The sequence below is a fragment of the Pseudomonas sp. FW507-12TSA genome, assembly GCF_058781435.1.
This window is the reverse complement of record NZ_JBYSWT010000023.1, coordinates 72708-92188: the sequence shown is the minus strand read 5'-3', so window position 1 is coordinate 92188 and position 19481 is coordinate 72708. Positions and strand designations below refer to the sequence as shown.

15 protein-coding genes and 1 tRNA gene are annotated in these 19481 nt (G+C 61.9%); 13 read left to right on the top strand and 3 right to left on the bottom strand.

Annotation, left to right across the window (positions count from 1 at the left end; all coding sequences use genetic code 11):
• Positions 1-38 precede the first annotated feature (38 nt).
• The 7 genes from apaG to AC3WK8_RS21060 all read left to right on the top strand — a co-directional run bounded on the left by apaG (position 39) and on the right by AC3WK8_RS21060 (position 8120).
• Complete coding sequence (apaG, locus tag AC3WK8_RS21090; protein WP_022641425.1) at positions 39-419, top strand: Co2+/Mg2+ efflux protein ApaG; 381 nt, start codon at positions 39-41, stop codon at positions 417-419.
• Positions 419-1279 (top strand): symmetrical bis(5'-nucleosyl)-tetraphosphatase, encoded by an 861-nt coding sequence (locus AC3WK8_RS21085; protein ID WP_103325772.1) that lies wholly within the window; start codon positions 419-421, stop codon positions 1277-1279. The genes apaG and AC3WK8_RS21085 overlap by 1 nt, the downstream gene beginning before the upstream one ends.
• 29 nt (positions 1280-1308) lie before the next feature.
• Complete coding sequence (gene glpE, locus AC3WK8_RS21080) at positions 1309-1638, top strand: thiosulfate sulfurtransferase GlpE (RefSeq protein WP_022641427.1); 330 nt, start codon at positions 1309-1311, stop codon at positions 1636-1638.
• Positions 1639-1940: 302 nt separating this feature from the next.
• Positions 1941-3863, top strand: coding sequence for a PrkA family serine protein kinase (locus AC3WK8_RS21075; RefSeq protein ID WP_011063831.1), 1923 nt, complete (start codon positions 1941-1943; stop codon positions 3861-3863).
• Between the two features lie 140 nt (positions 3864-4003).
• A complete protein-coding gene (locus tag AC3WK8_RS21070) occupies positions 4004-5278 on the top strand; it encodes a YeaH/YhbH family protein (protein ID WP_053137622.1) in 1275 nt (424 codons plus the stop codon).
• The gene (locus AC3WK8_RS21065) at positions 5275-6837 is read left to right on the top strand and encodes a SpoVR family protein (protein WP_103325771.1); all 1563 of its coding nucleotides are present in this window, start codon (positions 5275-5277) and stop codon (positions 6835-6837) included. The genes AC3WK8_RS21070 and AC3WK8_RS21065 overlap by 4 nt, the downstream gene beginning before the upstream one ends.
• Positions 6838-6902: 65 nt before the next feature.
• Positions 6903-8120: a multifunctional CCA addition/repair protein gene (locus AC3WK8_RS21060; RefSeq protein ID WP_103325770.1), complete on the top strand. Its 1218-nt coding sequence runs from the start codon at positions 6903-6905 to the stop codon at positions 8118-8120.
• Between the two features lie 59 nt (positions 8121-8179).
• On the opposite strand, the gene folK is transcribed toward AC3WK8_RS21060, so the two are convergent.
• Together folK and folB are read right to left on the bottom strand one after the other, a co-directional pair.
• Entirely contained in the window at positions 8180-8695 is a 516-nt protein-coding gene (gene folK / locus AC3WK8_RS21055) for a 2-amino-4-hydroxy-6-hydroxymethyldihydropteridine diphosphokinase (protein ID WP_103325769.1), read from the bottom strand.
• Complete coding sequence (folB, locus tag AC3WK8_RS21050) at positions 8686-9039, bottom strand: dihydroneopterin aldolase (protein ID WP_103325768.1); 354 nt, start codon at positions 9037-9039, stop codon at positions 8686-8688. The genes folK and folB overlap by 10 nt, the downstream gene beginning before the upstream one ends.
• A gap of 74 nt (positions 9040-9113) precedes the next feature.
• Here folB and plsY point away from each other — a divergent pair, with 74 nt between their 5' ends.
• A complete protein-coding gene (plsY, locus tag AC3WK8_RS21045) occupies positions 9114-9683 on the top strand; it encodes a glycerol-3-phosphate 1-O-acyltransferase PlsY (protein WP_022641433.1) in 570 nt (189 codons plus the stop codon).
• 46 nt (positions 9684-9729) lie between these two features.
• On the opposite strand, the gene tsaD is transcribed toward plsY, so the two are convergent.
• Complete coding sequence (gene tsaD / locus AC3WK8_RS21040; protein WP_022641434.1) at positions 9730-10755, bottom strand: tRNA (adenosine(37)-N6)-threonylcarbamoyltransferase complex transferase subunit TsaD; 1026 nt, start codon at positions 10753-10755, stop codon at positions 9730-9732.
• A gap of 202 nt (positions 10756-10957) precedes the next feature.
• Here tsaD and rpsU point away from each other — a divergent pair, with 202 nt between their 5' ends.
• From rpsU to AC3WK8_RS21015, 5 genes are all read left to right on the top strand, one after another.
• Positions 10958-11173, top strand: coding sequence for a 30S ribosomal protein S21 (gene rpsU, locus AC3WK8_RS21035; RefSeq protein ID WP_002551877.1), 216 nt, complete (start codon positions 10958-10960; stop codon positions 11171-11173).
• Between the two features lie 459 nt (positions 11174-11632).
• A complete protein-coding gene (dnaG, locus tag AC3WK8_RS21030; protein WP_085599124.1) occupies positions 11633-13603 on the top strand; it encodes a DNA primase in 1971 nt (656 codons plus the stop codon).
• Positions 13604-13670: 67 nt separating this feature from the next.
• Positions 13671-15518, top strand: a complete 1848-nt coding sequence (gene rpoD, locus AC3WK8_RS21025) for an RNA polymerase sigma factor RpoD (protein ID WP_103325767.1) — start codon at positions 13671-13673, stop codon at positions 15516-15518.
• 107 nt (positions 15519-15625) lie between these two features.
• Positions 15626-19372 (top strand): bifunctional diguanylate cyclase/phosphodiesterase, encoded by a 3747-nt coding sequence (locus AC3WK8_RS21020; RefSeq protein WP_103325766.1) that lies wholly within the window; start codon positions 15626-15628, stop codon positions 19370-19372.
• Positions 19373-19387: 15 nt separating this feature from the next.
• A tRNA-Ile gene (locus AC3WK8_RS21015) sits at positions 19388-19464 on the top strand.
• The last annotated feature ends 17 nt before the right edge of the window (positions 19465-19481 follow it).

Genomic DNA, 19481 nt, shown 5'->3' with positions numbered 1-19481 from the left:
CCTGTCCCGCGCCCCGCTTTGCTTTAAAGGCCCTTTGCATGTCCGATCCCCGCTATCAGATCGACGTCAGCGTCGTCACTCGCTTCCTGGCAGACCAGTCGCAACCCGAGCACAACCGTTTCGCCTTCGCCTACACCATCACCGTGCAGAACAACGGCCTGCTGCCAGCCAAGTTGCTGTCCCGGCACTGGGTGATCACCGATGGCGACGGGCACGTGGAAGAGGTACGCGGTGCCGGCGTGGTTGGCCAGCAACCGTTGATCGCCGTCGGCAAGAGCCACACCTACAGCAGCGGCACAGTCATGACCACCCAGGTCGGGAACATGCAGGGCAGCTACCAGATGCTGGCCGAGGACGGCAAACAGTTCGACGCCATCATCGCGCCCTTCCGCCTCGCGGTCCCCGGGGCACTGCACTGATGGCAACCTACGCCGTTGGCGACCTGCAAGGCTGCCTGGAACCGCTGCAGTGCCTGCTGGAGCAGGTAGCCTTCGACCCCACCCGGGACCGCCTGTGGCTGGTCGGCGACCTGGTCAATCGCGGCCCACAGTCCCTGGACACCCTGCGTTATCTCTATTCCATCCGTGAGTCGCTGGTCTGCGTACTGGGCAACCACGACCTGCACCTGCTGGCCGCGTGGCGCAATATCGAGCGCCTGAAGAAGTCCGATACCCTGCGCGAGATCCTGCAGGCCCCGGACTGCGAGGAACTGCTGCAATGGCTGCGCCAGCAGCGGCTGATGCACTACGACGAAACCCGCAACGTCGCCATGGTGCATGCCGGCATCGCTCCGCAATGGTCCCTGAAGAAGGCGCTCAAGTACGCAGCGGAAGTCGAGCAGGCGCTGCGTGACGACAACCTCTTCGAACCCTTCCTGGACGGCATGTACGGCAACGACCCAGCGAAATGGGACAGCGAGCTCAAGGGTGTCACCCGCTTGCGGGTCATCACCAACTACTTCACGCGCATGCGCTTCTGCACCAGCGACGGCAAGCTCGACCTCAAGACCAAGGAGGGCCTGGATACCGCGCCTGCCGGCTATGCCCCCTGGTTCAGCCACAAGGAACGCAAGACCCGGGAGTTGAAGATCATCTTCGGCCACTGGGCGGCCCTGGAAGGCCAGTGCAACGAACCGGGCGTCTTCGCCCTGGACAGCGGTTGTGTCTGGGGCGGCTCCATGACCCTGATGAACGTCGATACCGGCCTGCGCCTGACCTGCGACTGCGATGCCCATGGCCATGCAGCACCCGCCCCCATCCATACCCCGCCCGTCGCCTAGACGGCGCCGAGCCAACCCAGGAGTCCGCCATGAGCGAATTCAAACGCATCCCTCCAGAACAGGCCCAGGCCCTGCGCGAACAAGGCGCCGTCGTGGTGGATATCCGTGACCCTCAAACCTACGCCCTGAACCACATCAGCGGCTCGCTGCACCTGGACAACCACTCCATCTCGGACTTCATTCGCAACGCCGACCTGGACGCCCCGCTGGTGGTGGTGTGCTACCACGGCAACTCCAGCCAGAGCGCTGCGGCCTACCTGGTCAGCCAGGGTTTCTCCGACGTCTACAGCCTCGATGGCGGTTTCGAGCTATGGCGCAGCACCTATCCTGCGGAAACCGCCCGGGACAACGCCGAATAATTTTTTTCCACCGCTCTAGCCCGCGTACTACGCGGGCTGACGCGCCACCAGACGAACGGTAGCGTGTAACTAATCCGCCATCTCGCCTTGACCTCTGCGATTCCGAACTATCCTTAGCCACAGGCCATCCAAATCAGGGGAGAGCCGGTACACCGGCGAGCGGGTCATCGGTACTAGCTTTCAAGCTCGATAGCTTTGAAAGTGTTCTGGGGGGTAAACAGCAACTGGAACTTCATCAGTTGCATGCCAGCACTTGACTGACTGATCCGCGGCCGGCTCCACGTATCGAGCGAGGTGACGTCATGAGTATTTTTAGCCACTTCCAACAACGCTTCGAATCCACGCGCCAGGAAGAGTTTTCCCTGCAGGAATACCTCGAACTGTGCAAAAAGGATCGCAGCGCCTATGCCTCGGCCGCAGAACGCCTGCTATTGGCCATTGGCGAACCAGAGCTGCTGGACACCTCGACCAACTCGAGGCTGTCGCGAATCTTTTCCAACAAAGTGATCCGGCGCTATCCGGCCTTTGAAGACTTCCATGGCATGGAAGAATGCATCGACCAGATCGTTTCCTATTTCCGCCATGCCGCCCAGGGCCTGGAAGAGAAGAAACAGATCCTCTACCTGCTGGGCCCGGTTGGCGGCGGTAAATCGTCCCTGGCCGAAAAGCTCAAGCAACTGATCGAGAAGGTGCCCTTCTACGCCATCAAGGGCTCGCCCGTCTTCGAGTCGCCACTGGGGCTGTTCAACGCCACGGAAGATGGCGCCATCCTCGAGGAAGACTTCGGCATTCCACGGCGCTACCTGAACACCATCATGTCGCCCTGGGCGACCAAGCGCCTGTCGGAGTTCGGTGGCGACATCAGCCAGTTCCGCGTGGTGAAGCTGTATCCATCGATCCTCAACCAGATCGCCGTGGCCAAGACCGAGCCTGGCGACGAGAACAACCAGGACATCTCGGCCCTGGTGGGCAAGGTGGATATCCGCAAGCTCGAGGAGTTCCCGCAGAACGACGCCGATGCCTACAGCTATTCCGGGGCGCTGTGCCGGGCCAACCAGGGTCTGATGGAATTCGTCGAGATGTTCAAGGCCCCCATCAAGGTCCTGCACCCGCTGCTGACCGCGACCCAGGAAGGCAACTACAACAGCACCGAGGGCCTGGGGGCGATTCCGTTCACCGGCATCCTCTTGGCTCACTCTAACGAGTCGGAGTGGCACACCTTCCGCAACAACAAGAACAACGAGGCCTTCATCGACCGGATCTATATCGTCAAGGTGCCGTACTGCCTGCGCGTGACCGACGAAGTGAAGATCTACGACAAGCTGCTGTTCAACAGTTCCCTGGCCAAGGCCCATTGCGCCCCGGACACCCTGAAGATGCTCGCGCAGTTCACCGTGCTCTCGCGCCTCAAGGAGCCGGAGAACTCCAACATCTATTCCAAGATGCGGGTCTACGACGGGGAAAATCTCAAGGACACCGATCCCAAGGCCAAGTCGATCCAGGAATACCGCGACAGCGCCGGTGTCGACGAGGGCATGAACGGCCTGTCGACGCGCTTCGCCTTCAAGATCCTGTCCAAGGTCTTCAACTTCGACCCCCACGAAGTGGCGGCCAACCCGGTACACCTGCTGTATGTGCTGGAGCAGCAGATCGAACAGGAACAGTTCCAGGCTGAAACCCGCGAGCGCTACCTGCGCTTCCTCAAGGAGTACCTGGCGCCGCGCTACATCGAGTTCATCGGCAAGGAAATCCAGACGGCCTACCTGGAGTCCTACAGCGAGTACGGCCAGAACATCTTCGACCGCTACGTGCTGTACGCGGACTTCTGGATCCAGGACCAGGAATACCGCGACCCGGAGACCGGCGAAATCCTCAACCGCGTAGCGCTCAACGAAGAACTGGAAAAAATCGAGAAACCGGCGGGCATCAGCAACCCGAAAGACTTCCGCAACGAGATCGTCAACTTCGTGCTGCGCGCCCGGGCCAACAACAACGGCAAGAACCCCACCTGGCTCAGCTACGAGAAACTGCGGGTGGTCATCGAGAAGAAGATGTTCTCCAACACCGAGGACCTGTTGCCGGTCATCAGCTTCAACGCCAAGGCCAGCAAGGAGGATCAACAGAAACACAACGACTTCGTCACCCGGATGGTGGAGCGTGGCTACACCGACAAGCAGGTACGCCTGCTGTCGGAATGGTACCTGCGGGTCAGGAAATCGCAATAAAGCGGCAAGCGACAAGCCGCAAGCTGCAAGTCGTCCGGCGTCGGGTTCGAACCCGCGCCGCGGCTTGCGGCAGCGGTGGCTGCTCTTTCTTGCAGCTTGAAGCTTGAGGCTTGCGGCTGCATCCAGTCACCGGAGGAATCATGAGCTACGTAATAGACCGACGCCTGAACGGCAAGAACAAGAGCACGGTGAACCGCCAGCGGTTTCTGCGGCGCTACCGCGACCACATCAAGAAGGCCGTCGAGGAGGCCGTCAGCCGCCGCTCCATCACCGACATGGAGCATGGCGAACAGATCAGCATCCCCGGACGAGACATCGACGAACCAGTCCTGCACCACGGACGCGGCGGCAAACAGACCGTCGTGCACCCGGGCAACAAGGAATTCACCGCCGGCGAGCATATCGCCAGGCCCCAAGGGGGTGGCGGAGGCGGCGGGGGCGGCGGCAAGGCCGGTAACTCCGGCGAAGGCATGGACGAGTTCGTCTTCCAGATCACCCAGGAGGAGTTCCTCGAATTCATGTTCGAGGACCTTGAGCTACCCAACCTGGTCAAGCGCAACCTGACCGGCATCGATACCTTCAAGACCGTACGCGCGGGTATCAGCAACGAAGGCAACCCATCGCGGATCAACATCATCCGTACCCTGCGCTCGGCCCATGCGCGGCGCATCGCCCTGTCCGGCAGCAGCCGGGCCAAGCTGCGCGAAGCGAAAGAGGAACTGGCCCGCCTGAAGCGCGAAGAGCCGGACAACTTCGGCGATATCCAGGAACTGGAAGCTGAAATCGAGCGCTTGAGCGCGAGAATTCACCGCGTGCCCTTCCTCGACACCTTCGACCTCAAGTACAACTTGCTGGTGAAGCATCCCAACCCCAGCTCCAAGGCGGTGATGTTCTGCCTGATGGACGTCTCCGGCTCCATGACCCAGGCCACCAAGGACATCGCCAAGCGTTTCTTCATCCTTTTGTACCTGTTCCTCAAGCGCAACTACGACAAGATCGACGTGGTGTTCATCCGCCATCACACCAGCGCCCGGGAAGTGGACGAGGAAGAATTCTTCTACTCACGGGAAACCGGCGGGACCATCGTCTCCAGCGCCCTGAAGCTGATGCAGGAGATCATGGCCGAGCGCTATCCCAGCAACGAGTGGAACATCTACGCCGCCCAGGCCTCCGACGGCGACAACTGGAACGACGACTCGCCCATCTGCCGCGATATCCTGATCAACCAGATCATGCCGTTCGTGCAGTACTACACCTACGTCGAGATCACACCCCGGGAACACCAGGCCCTGTGGTTCGAATATGAACGCATCGCAGAAGCCTTCTCCGAGACTTTCGCGCAGCAACAACTGGTTTCGGCCGGAGATATCTATCCGGTCTTCCGTGAACTCTTCCAGCGCAGGTTAGTGACATGACCGCCAGAGAGCAGAAACGCCAGCCCATCTCCACCGGCTCGGAATGGACCTTCGAGCTGATCCAGGCCTACGACCGCGAAATCAGCCGTATCGCGGCCCGCTATGCCCTGGACACCTACCCCAACCAGATCGAAGTGATCACTGCCGAGCAGATGATGGACGCCTACGCCTCGGTGGGCATGCCCCTGGGTTACCACCACTGGTCCTACGGCAAGCACTTCCTCAGCACCGAGAAATCCTATAGCCGTGGCCAGATGGGCCTGGCCTACGAGATCGTCATCAACTCCGACCCGTGCATCGCCTACCTGATGGAGGAAAACACCATCTGCATGCAGGCCCTGGTGGTGGCCCATGCCTGCTACGGCCACAACAGCTTCTTCAAGGGCAACTACCTGTTCCGCACCTGGACCGACGCCAGTTCGATCATCGACTACCTGGTCTTCGCCAAGCAGTACATCTCGCAGTGCGAGGAACGCCATGGCATCGATGCTGTGGAAGACCTGCTGGACTCCTGCCACGCCCTGATGAACTACGGCGTCGACCGCTACAAGCGGCCTTATCCGATTTCCGCGGAAGAAGAACGGCGCCGGCAGAAAGATCGGGAAGAGCACCTGCAAAAGCAGATCAACGACCTGTGGCGCACCATTCCCAAGAACGCCGACAAGCTCAGCGACAAGGACAACGCACGCTTCCCCGCCGAACCCCAGGAGAACATCCTCTACTTCATCGAGAAACATGCGCCCTTGCTGGAGCCCTGGCAGCGGGAGATCGTGCGCATCGTGCGCAAGATCGCCCAGTACTTCTATCCACAACGCCAGACCCAGGTGATGAACGAGGGCTGGGCCACTTTCTGGCACTACACCCTCATGAACGACCTGTATGACGAGGGCCTGGTCACCGACGGCTTCATGATGGAGTTCCTCGCCTCCCATACCAGCGTGGTGTTCCAGCCGGGCTTCGACAGCCCCTATTACAACGGCATCAACCCCTATGCCCTGGGTTTTGCCATGTATCGCGACATCCGGCGCATGTGCGAGGAGCCCACCGAGGAGGACCGCCGCTGGTTCCCCGAACTGGCCGGCACCGATTGGCTCTCGAGCATCAAGTTCGCCATGAGCAGCTTCAAGGACGAGAGCTTCATCCTGCAGTACCTGTCGCCCAAGGTGATCCGCGACCTGAAGCTGTTCAGCATCCTCGACGACGACCAGCGGGACGACTTGCTGGTCCCGGCGATCCATGACGAAAGCGGCTACCGCATCATCCGCGAGACCCTGGCCGCGCAATACAACCTGGGCAACCGCGAACCCAACGTGCAGATCTGGAGCATCGATCGGCGCGGCGATCGCTCGCTGACACTGCGCCACCAACAGCATGACCGCAAGCCGCTGGGCGACTCCACCGACGAGGTGCTCAAGCACCTGCACCGGCTCTGGGGCTTCGATATTCACCTGGAAACCCTGCAGGGCGACCAGGTGATGAAGACCCACCACGTACCGCCCAGGAACGAGCACGGCGAAAACGACTACGGGCGGCTGGACCTGGCGGTCATCCACCTCTGAGGCCGACGACAAGCCTCCGTTGGCACGACACAAGGGTTATCCTGTCGCGCTAACGGAGGTTTTCTATGCAGATTTACAAAGTCGGTGGCGCGGTACGGGATCGCTTGCTGGGTCGAGCGATCACCGATATCGACTGGGTGGTGGTCGGCGCCAGCGCCCAACAAATGCTCGACCAGGGTTTTCGTCCCGTGGGCGCGGATTTCCCGGTATTCCTGCACCCGCGCACTGGCGAGGAATACGCCCTGGCCCGAACCGAACGCAAGAGCGGGCATGGCTATGGCGGTTTCACCTTCCACGCCAGCCCCGAGGTGACGCTGGAAGAAGACCTGATCCGCCGCGACCTGACCATCAATGCCATGGCCGAGGATGAGCAGGGCAAGATCACCGACCCCTACCACGGCCAGAAGGACCTCGAAGACCGAATTCTTCGCCATGTTTCCCCGGCGTTCGCCGAAGATCCCTTGCGAGTGCTACGGGTTGCCCGCTTCGCCGCCCGCTATGCCGAGCTGGGTTTCAGCGTGGCCCCGCAGACCCTCGACCTGATGCGCCAGCTCAGCCAGTCAGGCGAGCTACAGGCCCTGACAGCGGAGCGCAGCTGGAAGGAGATTTCCCGCGCCCTGATGGAGGATCAGCCCCAGGTGTTCATCCAGGTGCTGCGCGAGTGCGGTGCCCTGGCGGTGCTGATGCCAGAGGTCGATGCGTTGTTCGGCGTGCCGCAACCGCCGGCCCATCATCCGGAAGTGGACACCGGCCTGCACATCCTCAGCGTCTTGCAACAAGCAGCCCTGCATCGGCAGCCATTGAGCGTGCGCTGGGCCTGCCTGCTGCACGACCTCGGCAAGGGCGTCACTCCCGAGGAGCAATGGCCACGGCATATTGGCCATGAGCAGGCAGGCCTCGAACTGATCAAGGCACTCAACGAGCGCTTCAAGGCTCCCCGGGAATGCCAGGAGCTGGCCTTGCTGGTAGGCCAGTACCACACCCATGGGCATCGCGCCCGGGAGCTCAAGGCCTCGACCTTGCTGGAACTGCTGCAGCACTTCGATATTTTCCGGCGCCCCCAGCGCTTCGAGGAATTCATCGCCGCCTGCGAAATGGACGCCCGTGGCCGCCAGGGCCTGGAATCACGACCTTATCCACAGGCCGACTACCTGCGTGGCGCAGCCAATGCCGCACGCTCGGTGGCCGTGCAACCGTTGCTGGAACAAGGATTCAAGGGGCCGGAACTGGGCGAGGCCTTGCGCCTTGCACGCCTGAAAGCGATCAAGGCCTACAAGGAATAGCACGCTGCTTGAAAGCCTGCGGGCGAGGTCTTGTGCCTTGCCCGCCGGTCAAGGGGACCCTACAGATCCGGGGGGGTCAGTTGCTGGCCGCGCCATTCGAAGGGCACGGGCGCCAGCACCTGGTCTATCTGCGCTTGCCGCCAGAGTTCCGCCAGGCTCTTGCCGGCCAATGGATGAACACGTTCTGGAGCCATCAGCGACAACGGCCACAGCACGAAGGCATTCTTCAGGATTTCTGCGCGAGGCAATACCAGGCCATCGAAGTTGCCGGTCAGGTCGCCGTACAGCAGCACGTCGATATCCAGCGGCAGGCCCTTGCGGTCCGGTGCATAGCGGCCGTTGTCCGCCTCGATGAACTTGAGCCGCCGATCGAGCTCGATCAAGGGCAAGTAGGTGAAGGCCGACACCACCAAATTGAAGAACGGGCCGCTCTTGATGCCCACCGCCTGGCTTTCGAACACCGCTGAACAGCGCATGTCCACCAGGAACCCGGCCAGTGCATCGAGCCCGGCACGCAAATGGGTTTCACGCTCGATATTGCTACCAAGCCCTAGGAATACCTGAGTCAGCGACATCCGCGCTCGATCTCCACGCCCACGCCCTTGGCAGCCGGGACAGCGCCTGGCTTGGTCAGCTTCAAGCGCAGCCAGGGAATGTTGAACTCGCTCATCAACACCTCGGCGAGACGCTCGGCAAAGGTCTCCACCAACTGGTACTGGGCCTGCTCGGCAAACGCCTGGATCCTTGTCGAAACGCTGGCGTAATCCAGCGCCAGGGTCAGGTCATCGCCTGCTGCGGCCGGGCGGTTGTCCCAGGCAAAGCTCAGATCAAGACGCAGGCACTGGCGGATCCCCCGCTCCCAGTCATAGGCGCCAATCACGGTGTCCACTTCCAGTCCTTCGATAAACACTCTGTCCAAGCACTCTTCTCCGCAGCACGACAAGGGCGCAATGCCCCGTTAGAATCAGGGCGTCCTCGCCCGGAATAGTTAGCATGTTTTGGTTACTGGCGATTCTCGCCTACCTGCTCGGCTCTCTGTCCTTCGCCATCCTGCTCAGCCGCCTCACGGGCAATCCCGACCCGCGCATGAGCGGTTCCGGCAATGCCGGCGCCACCAACATGCTGCGACTGGCCGGCAAGAAGCTCGCCATCCTGACCCTGCTGGGGGATCTGTGCAAAGGCCTGGTGCCTGTGCTGATCGCCAGCCTCGCAGGGCTTTCGTTGCAGCAACAGGCTTGGATCGGACTCTATGCCGTGCTCGGCCACCTGTTCCCGCTGTATTTCCGTTTTCGCGGCGGCAAGGGCGTCGCCACCGCCGCCGGCATGCTGCTGGGGCTGTATCCACCCGCAGCCCTGGTCGCCATCGCCGCCTGGGTCCTGACCTTCTACCTCACCCGCACCAGCTCGCTGGCGGCGCTCATCGCCACGCCCCTGAGCCTGCCGCTGCTGGCCTGGCAGGAGCCCGAGGCGCTGTTGCCGATGAGCGTGCTCACGCTGCTGATCGTCTGGCGCCACCGCGGCAATTTACGCGACCTGTTCGCCGGGCGCGAACGGCATTTTTGAATCCCGCAGGTAAAAAACCTTCAGCTTGCCACCTGGCGCAGCGACATCAGATGGCCGACAACTGCTCCATCGGCCAACGCGCCTGCACAGTGATCGCCAGGCCTTCCTGTTGCCCGGCCTGCAGCCGCTGGCAACCAGCGAAGGCGATCATCGCGCCGTTGTCGGTACAGAATTCGGGGCGTGCGTAGAACACGTTGCCTTTCATCTCGCCAAGCATATTCTCCAGGGAAGCCCGCAGCGCCTTGTTGGCGCTCACGCCCCCGGCGATCACCAGGCTCTTGAGGCCGGTCTGCTTCAGGGCGCGCTTGCACTTGATGGTCAGAGTGTCCACCACCGCTTGCTGGAACGCGAGGGAGATGTCGCAACGGGTTTGCTCGCCGTCGTCCCCAGCGCTGACGCACTGCTGCCAGGTGTTCAGGGCAAAGGTCTTGAGGCCGCTGAAGCTGAATTCCAGGCCAGGACGATCGGTCATGGGCCGTGGGAAGACGAAGCGCCCCGGCACACCCTGGGTGGCCAGGCGGGCGATTTCCGGACCGCCCGGATAGTTCAGGCCGATCAGCTTGGCTGTCTTGTCGAAAGCTTCTCCGGCGGCGTCATCCAGGCTCTCGCCCAGCAGCTCGTATTTGCCGATGCCGTCGACCCGGACCAGCTGGGTATGACCGCCGGATACCAACAAGGCGACGAACGGAAACTGCGGCGGCTGGGCTTCCAGCATTGGCGCCAGCAGGTGCCCTTCCATATGATGCACACCCAGGGCCGGAATGCCCCAGGCGAAGGCCAGCGCCTGGGCGCAGGAAGCACCCACCAGCAGCGCCCCCACCAGGCCTGGGCCAGCGGTGTAGGCAATGGCGTCGATCTCGGTGGGCACGCAGTCGGCCTGCGCCAGAACCTGGCGGATCAACGGCAGCATGCGCTTGACGTGGTCACGGGAGGCCAGCTCAGGCACCACGCCACCATAGACGCGATGCAGGTCGATCTGACTGAACAGCGCGTCGGCCAGCAGGCCCCGCTCGCTGTCGTAGAGCGCGACGCCGGTTTCGTCGCAGGAAGTTTCTAATCCCAGTACTAGCATGGGTTTGCGCCTTGCAGAGGCTGAATTCGAAGGCGCGCATGATAGTCGCCACTCCCTCGCCCGACCAGCGGTTTTCGATCAGAGGCTTTGCATTCCTGGCGGCGAGGGGTTAACATCCGCAACCCTTAAAAACCGACGATCTCAGCCGCGATTTTATTGCGACGAGAACGTTGACCCCGGTAATGAATGAAGGTAGCTCTGGATGCCAGCCGTCAAAGTTAAAGAGAACGAACCCTTCGACGTAGCTCTGCGTCGTTTCAAGCGCTCCTGCGAAAAAGCCGGTGTTCTGGCTGAAGTTCGTAGCCGCGAATTTTATGAGAAGCCGACTTCCGAGCGTAAGCGCAAAGCAGCTGCTGCTGTTAAGCGTCACGCCAAGAAAGTTCAGCGCGAACAGCGCCGCGCCGTACGCCTGTACTAATACACAGACGTTCGCTGCAAGCTTCTGCCAAGCCCGGCCTCTCGCCGGGCTAATGGCATTTGCGGATCACGCTTGATGCTTCATCGTCGAAGTCGCCCTGGCGACCAAGACAAATCTGCTTCACCACGTCAGACCTGGCTAATGCCAGCGGTGCACGTCTCTTCTGACGAGCCTTCCAAGGCTACTGACGAGCACACCTTTTAATGATTCCTGCAGACACCCAGCCCAAGGCGCCCTCCTCGATGCTCGCCCGGTGGCCGCTGCCGGACTCGGCGCAACACCTTCAGATAGTCGAATACTGATTACGATTAACGTCAGTGGACGCTCGGCAGATACACTTCCTGACTGCGATCACGCCGAAATCCCGGGTCGAGCCGTGCATTCCTCATGCCTTGCCGCCCCTGATCCCTCGACTGCATCGCCAGGGCTATTTTTCCGCGCAGTGATGACGAGAACGCCATGGCCGGGCTCATTCCCCAGAGTTTCATCGACGACCTCCTGAACCGCACCGACATCGTCGATGTCGTCAGCTCGCGCCTGCAGATCAAGAAAGCCGGCAAGAACTACACCGCCTGCTGCCCGTTCCACAAGGAAAAGACCCCTTCGTTCAGCGTCAGCCCCGACAAGCAGTTCTACTACTGCTTCGGCTGCGGCGCCGGCGGCAACGCCCTCGGCTTCATCATGGACCACGACAACCTGGACTTCCCCCAGGCCGTCGAGGAACTGGCGAAAGCCGCAGGCATGGAGATCCCCCGCGAAGAAAGCGGGCGCGGCCAGCGCAAGCCCCGCCAGCCTACCGACTCACCGCTGTACCCGTTGCTCACCGCAGCGGCCGACTACTACCGCCAAGCCCTCAAGAGCCATCCCGCGCGCAAGGCGGCCGTGGACTACCTCAAGGGACGCGGCCTCACCGGCGAAATCGCCCGGGACTTCGGCCTGGGGTTCGCCCCGCCCGGCTGGGACAACCTGTTCAAGCACCTGAGCAGCGATACGCTGCAACAAAAGGCCATGATCGACGCCGGCCTGCTGATCGAGAATGCCGAGACCGGCAAGCGCTACGACCGCTTTCGCGACCGGGTGATGTTCCCCATCCGCGATACCCGCGGTCGGATCATCGCCTTCGGCGGCCGGGTCCTGGGCGACGACAAGCCCAAGTACCTGAACTCCCCGGAAACCCCAGTGTTCCACAAGGGACAAGAGCTCTACGGCCTGTTCGAAGCACGCAAGAACAATCGCAACCTCGAGGAAATCATCGTCGTCGAGGGCTACATGGACGTGATCGCGCTGGCCCAGCAAGGCCTGCGCAACGCGGTCGCAACCCTGGGCACCGCCACCAGCGAAGAACACCTCAAGCGCCTGTTCCGCATAGTGCCCAGCGTGCTGTTCTGCTTCGACGGCGACCAGGCCGGACGCAAGGCCGCCTGGCGCGCGCTGGAGTCAGCCCTGGGCTCGCTGCAGGACGGGCGCCGTGCACGCTTCCTGTTCCTGCCCGAGGGAGAAGACCCGGATACCCTGGTCCGCTCGGAAGGCACCGATGCCTTCCAGGCCCGGATCAACCAGCACGCCCAGCCGCTGGCCGACTACTTCTTCCAGCAATTGATCGAGGAAGCAGATCCGCGCTCGCTGGAAGGCAAGGCCCACCTGGCGACGCTGGCCGCCCCGCTGATCGAGAAGATCCCCGGCGCCAACCTGCGGATCCTGATGCGCCAGCGCCTCACCGAAATCACCGGCCTGACCAATGAAACGGTCAACCAGCTGGCGCACAACCCCATGCCGGAAGCCACGCCGACCTACGACGCAGGCATCGACTACGACGGCATGCCGGACTACGCCGACTACCACCATGAACCTCAGCAGGAAGCCTATGCTCCCCAGCAGGAGTGGGCGCCGAAGAAGAACGGTGGCGGCAAGAAATGGGAAAACAAGCCGTGGGACAAGAACGGCAAGGGCAGGCGAGACCGCGACCAGCCACGGGCCCCGCGCGTTCCCGCAGCGGTGGAGCCGCCAACCCTGGCCGCACTGCGGACCCTGTTGCATCACCCGCAACTGGCAGAAAAAGTTGAAGATGCCGGGCACTTTGCCGATGACGACAACACCAACACCCAGTTGCTGGTGGCCCTGATCGAAGCCGTGCAGAAAAATCCTAAGCTACGCTCTATTCATCAGTTGATGGCGCGCTGGCACGGCACCCAGCAGGGAAACCTGCTCACCGCCCTGGCGGAAAAAGAGTGGTTGATCGACGGAGATAACCTTGAACAACAGTTTTTCGACACCATTAATAGCTTGTCCGCCCGCCAACGCGAGCGTGTTTTAGAACAACTTCTCAGGAAATCGCGTCAAAGCGAGCTCAGCAGTGAAGAGAAAAAACAGCTGGTGGAGCTTCTAAGACGCAATGTTCCCGCATCAAACCCGACCTCAACTGGCGCGTGAGGTCATAGCTCGGGTATAATCCTCGGCTTGTTTTTTGCCCGCCAAGACCTTCAGTGGATAGGGTGTTATGTCCGGAAAAGCGCAACAGCAGTCTCGCCTCAAAGAGTTGATCAGCCGTGGACGTGAGCAGGGTTACCTGACTTACGCGGAGGTCAACGACCACCTGCCGGAGGATATTTCAGATCCGGAACAGGTGGAAGACATCATCCGCATGATCAACGACATGGGGATCAACGTATTCGAGAGTGCTCCGGATGCGGATGCCCTTTTGTTGGCCGAAGCCGATACCGACGAAGCAGCAGCTGAAGAAGCCGCCGCAGCGTTGGCGGCTGTGGAAACCGACATCGGTCGCACTACCGACCCGGTGCGCATGTACATGCGCGAAATGGGCACCGTAGAGCTGCTCACTCGCGAAGGCGAAATCGAAATCGCCAAGCGTATCGAAGAGGGTATCCGTGAAGTGATGGGCGCCATCGCGCACTTCCCTGGCACGGTTGATCACATCCTCTCCGAATACACTCGCGTCACCACCGAAGGTGGCCGCCTGTCTGACGTTCTCAGCGGTTATATCGACCCGGACGACGGCATCACGCCGCCTGCCGCCGAGGTACCGCCGCCTGTCGACACCAAGTCGGCAAAAGAAGACGACGACAGCGAAGACGAAGACGGTGAAGCCTCCGATGACGAGGAAGAAGCCGAAAGCGGTCCTGATCCGGTCGTCGCAGCCCAGCGCTTCGGCGCCGTGGCCGACCAGCTGGAAGTCACCCGCAAGGCGCTGAAAAAGCACGGCCGCGAGAACAAGCAGGCTATCGCCGAGATGCTCGCCCTGGCCGAGCTGTTCATGCCGATCAAACTGGTGCCCAAGCAATTCGAGGCCCTGGTCGAGCGTGTACGCAGCGCCCTGGATTGCCTGCGTCAGCAAGAACGCGCCATCATGCAACTGTGCGTGCGTGACGCTCGCATGCCGCGTGCCGACTTCCTGCGCCAGTTCCCGGGCAACGAAGTGGACGAAAGCTGGACCGACGCCCTGGCCAAAGGCAAGAGCAAGTACGCCGAGGCCATCGCTCGCCTGCAGCCGGATATCGTCCGTTGCCAGCAGAAGCTGACCGCCCTGGAAGCCGAGACCGGCCTGAAGATCCTCGAGATCAAGGAAATCAACCGTCGCATGTCGATCGGCGAGGCCAAGGCCCGTCGCGCGAAGAAAGAGATGGTTGAAGCCAACCTGCGTCTGGTGATCTCCATCGCCAAGAAGTACACCAACCGTGGCCTGCAATTCCTCGACCTGATCCAGGAAGGCAACATCGGCTTGATGAAAGCGGTGGACAAGTTCGAGTACCGTCGTGGCTACAAGTTCTCGACCTACGCCACCTGGTGGATTCGCCAGGCGATCACCCGCTCGATTGCCGACCAGGCCCGCACCATCCGTATTCCGGTGCACATGATCGAGACGATCAACAAGCTCAACCGTATTTCCCGGCAGATGCTGCAGGAAATGGGTCGCGAACCGACTCCGGAAGAGCTGGGTGAACGCATGGAAATGCCTGAGGACAAGATCCGCAAGGTATTGAAGATCGCCAAGGAGCCGATCTCCATGGAAACCCCGATCGGCGACGATGAAGACTCCCATCTGGGCGACTTCATCGAGGACTCGACCATGCAGTCCCCGATCGACGTGGCCACCGTCGAGAGCCTGAAGGAAGCCACCCGCGACGTGCTTTCCGGTCTCACCGCCCGCGAAGCCAAGGTGCTGCGCATGCGTTTCGGCATCGATATGAACACCGACCATACCCTCGAGGAAGTCGGCAAGCAGTTCGACGTGACCCGCGAGCGGATCCGTCAGATCGAAGCCAAGGCACTGCGCAAGCTGCGCCACCCGACGCGAAGCGAGCATCTGCGCTCCTTCCTCGACGAGTAACACCAAGACCCCCAGCCCTGCTGGGGGTTTTGCTTTCTGTAGCCTCCCTGCGCCGATACCCCGTCTACACTCGAAGCATTCTCCCGTTCCCCCACAACGAGACGGTTATGCCCAGACTGTCGGCCATGCTTCTGCTGGCGTTGCTTACCTGGACCGCAACGGCTGGCGCGCTAACTCTTACCGATGAAGAACGTAGCTGGCTCAAGTCCCACCCGGAACTGCGCTTGGGCGTGGATGCCTCCTGGCCACCTTTCGAGTATCGGGACGAGGAAGGTCGCTACCAGGGCCTGGCAGCGGACTATATCCAGCTGATCCAGGAACGCCTCTCCATCAGCCTCAAGCCCGTGGAACCGGCCAGCTGGACCGCCGTGCTGGAAGATGCCCGGCAAGGCAAGCTGGACCTGCTGCCCGGGATCATGTCGACCCCCGAACGCCAAAGCTACATGGCCTTCACCCGGCCCTACCTGGACTTCCCCATCGTGATCCTGGCCCACAAGGGCGGCGCCCAGCCCCGCAATCTCGAAGACTTGTACGGGCTCAAAGTGGCCGTGGTGGAGAACTACGCGCCCCACGAGCTGCTGCGCTCCCATCACCCTGACCTGAACCTGGTGGCCCTGCCCAACGTCAGCTCGACCCTGCAAGCGCTGGCCACCGATAAGGTGGACGCGGTAGTGGGTGACCTGGCTTCCAGCGTCTGGAGCCTGCGCCAGCTCAAGCTCGAGGGCCTCTACGTCAGCGGTGAGACCCCTTACCGCTATCAACTGGCCATGGCCGTGCCGAAAGAGAGCAAGATCATCCTGGTAGGCATTCTCGACAAGGTCCTCGCCGATCTCAGCCCGGACGAAATCAGCGCTATCCAGCAGCGCTGGGTCGGCAGCGTGCTCGACCACCGCACATTCTGGCGAGATGTGCTGGTCTATGGCCTGCCGGGGCTGCTGCTGTTGGTCACAGTACTGGCCGTGGTAATCCGCATAAACCGCCGCCTGAGCTCGGAAATCTCCCGCCGGGTAGCCCTGGAGCAGGAACTGCGCAGCAGCGAATACCACTACCGCAGCCTGGTGGAGAGCCTCTCGGCCATCGCCTGGGAGGCCCGCGTCAGCGATTTCACCTACAGCTATGTCTCACCCCATGCCGAGCCGCTGCTGGGCTATCCCCTGGCCCACTGGCTGGTTCCCGGCTTCTGGCGCAACATCATCCACCCCGCCGACCTGACTCGCGCCCAGGCGTTCTGCGATCACGAACTCGAGGCCGGACGCGACCACAGCCTCGACTACCGGGTGATCGCCGCCGATGGCCGCTGCCTCTGGGTCCGGGATATCGTCAGCCTGATCGAGCACGGCCACGAACCGGTGATGCGCGGCCTGATGATCGACATCAGCGAGGCCAAGCACACCGAGGAAGCCCTGCGCCTATCCGAACAGAAATTCGCCTCGGTGTTCCAGCAATGCCCCGACCTCCTGGTGATCGCCCGCTTGTCGGACGGCTGCCTGCTGGAGGTGAACAAGGCCTTCGAGGAACAGATCGGCCTGAGCGCCGCGCAAGTGATAGGCCAGACCGCCACGCAACTGAACATATGGGGCATCCCCGGGGTCGGTCCCAGCCTGCTGCAGCGCTTGCAGGCCGGTAGCATCCGCAACCTGGAGATGCCCTTCCGGCGGCACAACGGCCAGTTGTTCACCGGGCTGATCTCCGCCGAGCCCTTCGACCTCGACACCACCCCGGCACTGGTCGTGGTAGTGCGCGACATCAGCCCGCTCAAGGAAACCCAGCAACGGCTGCAGACCTCCGAGGAAAAGTTCGCCAAGGCCTTCCACGCCTCCCCGGACGGCCTGCTACTGAGCCGACAACGCGATGGCCTGCTGCTGGAGGTCAACGAGGGTTTCAGCCGCATCACCGGTTTCAACAGCGCCATGTCCCTGGATCGCTCGACCCTTGACCTGGGAATCTGGGTCAACCTCAACGAACGCAAGCAGTTGCTCGATCTATTGCAACGGGACGGATTCGTCCGAGACTTCACCTGCCATATCCGCCGCAGCGATGGCCAGGTACGGCTTTGCGAAGTCTCCAGCCGCCCCCTGCCCATCGGCGAAGACGACTGCATGCTGACCATCGCCCGGGACATCACCGACCGCCACCTGATGCAGGAAAAGCTGCAACAGGCCGCCACGGTCTTCGAGAGCACCGCCGAAGGCGTGATGATCACCGACACCCAGCAGCGCATCAGCGCGGTCAACCGCGCTTTCAGCGAGATCACCGGCTACAGCGAGAGCGAAGCCCTTGGCCACACTCCGCGCCTGCTGGCCTCGGGGCTGCACGACAGCGCCTTCTACGCGGCGATGTGGCACCAGCTGACCCTGGAAGGGCACTGGCAAGGCGAGATATCCAACCGCCGCAAGAACGGCGAGCTGTACCCCAACTGGCTGACGATCAACGCGGTACGCAACCAGGAACACCAGACCACCCACTTCGTCGCGGTGTTCGCCGACATCTCCAGCCTCAAGCACGCCCAGGCAAGGCTCGACTACCAGGCCCACCACGATCCGCTGACTGGCCTGCCCAATCGCACCCTGTTCGAAAGCCGGCTGCTGGCGGCGCTCGATAGCCAGCAGGACAGCGGCGGCCAGGGCGCGGTGCTGTTCCTCGACCTGGATCGCTTCAAGCACATCAACGACAGCCTCGGCCACCCGGTGGGCGACCTGCTGCTCAAGGGCATCGCCGTGCGGCTCAAGGAGCAACTGCGCGACATCGATACCGTGGCCCGCCTGGGCGGGGACGAATTCATCATCCTGCTCCCCGGCCTGCACCAGCCCAGCGACGCCGACTACATCGCCAGCAAGCTGTTGAACTGCTTCACCGCGCCATTCCAGGCCGGCGAACACGAGTTCTTCATCAGCGCCAGCATCGGTACCAGCCTGTACCCCAAGGACGGCTGCGACGTCGCCACCTTGATCAAGAACGCCGATGCCGCCATGTACCGCTCCAAGGCCAAGGGACGTAACCGCGTGGAACGCTACACCCGCGAACTGACCGCCCAGGCCAGCGAGCGCGTGGCCCTGGAACATGAACTGCGACGCGCCATCGAACGCAACGAACTGACCCTGTACTTCCAACCCAAGATCAGCCTCGGCAACCATGAACTGGTCGGCGCCGAAGCCCTGATTCGCTGGCGCAACCCGAACTTCGGCGAAGTTGCGCCCGAACACTTCATCCCGCTGGCCGAGGAAAACGGCTTGATCCTGCCGATTGGCGACTGGGTGCTGGAACAGGCCTGCCTGCATCTTCAACACTGGAACCAGCACTATGAAAGCTTCGGCCCACTGTCGGTCAACCTGGCCGGCGCCCAACTGCGCCAACCCGGCCTGCTGGACCGCATCGAACAGTTGCTGCGCGACCACGACCTGCAACCCGGGCTGCTGCAATTGGAGATCACCGAAAACTTCATCATGAGCCAGGCCGAAGAGGCACTGGAGGTCCTGCACCAACTCAAGCGCCTGGGCGTGCAACTGGCCATCGACGACTTCGGCACCGGCTATTCATCCCTGAGCTACCTCAAGCGCCTGCCGCTGGACTTCCTCAAGATCGACCAGTCGTTCGTCCGCGGCCTGCCGGACGACCCCCACGACGTGGCGATCGTGCGCGCCATCATCGCCCTGGGTCGCAGCATGCAATTCACGGTGATCGCCGAAGGCGTGGAGAACCAGGAACAGCAAGCCTTCCTCGCCCTGGAAGGCTGTGAACAGATCCAGGGCTACATCGTCAGCCTGCCGCTGGAAGCCGAAGAGTTCTGCACGCGCTTCCTGCAGATCCGCGTTTCCGGTTTTTCGGATAGCACAGCCGAGAAACCATCGTTATAATCCGCCGCCTACTGAGGGCCTATAGCTCAGTTGGTTAGAGCAGAGGACTCATAATCCTTTGGTCCACGGTTCAAGTCCGTGTGGGCCCACCAAGCATGAAAACCGCGCA

What these genes read in the sequence shown, in the direction of transcription:
- AC3WK8_RS21060 (WP_103325770.1), top strand. Translation starts at nt 6,903, where the DNA reads ATGCAGATTTACAAAGTCGGTGGCGCGGTACGGGATCGCTTGCTGGGT.
- apaG (WP_022641425.1), top strand. Translation starts at nt 39, where the DNA reads ATGTCCGATCCCCGCTATCAGATCGACGTCAGCGTCGTCACTCGCTTC.
- rpoD (WP_103325767.1), top strand. Translation starts at nt 13,671, where the DNA reads ATGTCCGGAAAAGCGCAACAGCAGTCTCGCCTCAAAGAGTTGATCAGC.
- dnaG (WP_085599124.1), top strand. Translation starts at nt 11,633, where the DNA reads ATGGCCGGGCTCATTCCCCAGAGTTTCATCGACGACCTCCTGAACCGC.
- AC3WK8_RS21070 (WP_053137622.1), top strand. Translation starts at nt 4,004, where the DNA reads ATGAGCTACGTAATAGACCGACGCCTGAACGGCAAGAACAAGAGCACG.
- glpE (WP_022641427.1), top strand. Translation starts at nt 1,309, where the DNA reads ATGAGCGAATTCAAACGCATCCCTCCAGAACAGGCCCAGGCCCTGCGC.
- AC3WK8_RS21065 (WP_103325771.1), top strand. Translation starts at nt 5,275, where the DNA reads ATGACCGCCAGAGAGCAGAAACGCCAGCCCATCTCCACCGGCTCGGAA.
- AC3WK8_RS21020 (WP_103325766.1), top strand. Translation starts at nt 15,626, where the DNA reads ATGCCCAGACTGTCGGCCATGCTTCTGCTGGCGTTGCTTACCTGGACC.
- folK (WP_103325769.1), bottom strand. Translation starts at nt 8,695, where the DNA reads ATGTCGCTGACTCAGGTATTCCTAGGGCTTGGTAGCAATATCGAGCGT.
- AC3WK8_RS21085 (WP_103325772.1), top strand. Translation starts at nt 419, where the DNA reads ATGGCAACCTACGCCGTTGGCGACCTGCAAGGCTGCCTGGAACCGCTG.
- AC3WK8_RS21075 (WP_011063831.1), top strand. Translation starts at nt 1,941, where the DNA reads ATGAGTATTTTTAGCCACTTCCAACAACGCTTCGAATCCACGCGCCAG.
- plsY (WP_022641433.1), top strand. Translation starts at nt 9,114, where the DNA reads ATGTTTTGGTTACTGGCGATTCTCGCCTACCTGCTCGGCTCTCTGTCC.
- tsaD (WP_022641434.1), bottom strand. Translation starts at nt 10,755, where the DNA reads ATGCTAGTACTGGGATTAGAAACTTCCTGCGACGAAACCGGCGTCGCG.
- rpsU (WP_002551877.1), top strand. Translation starts at nt 10,958, where the DNA reads ATGCCAGCCGTCAAAGTTAAAGAGAACGAACCCTTCGACGTAGCTCTG.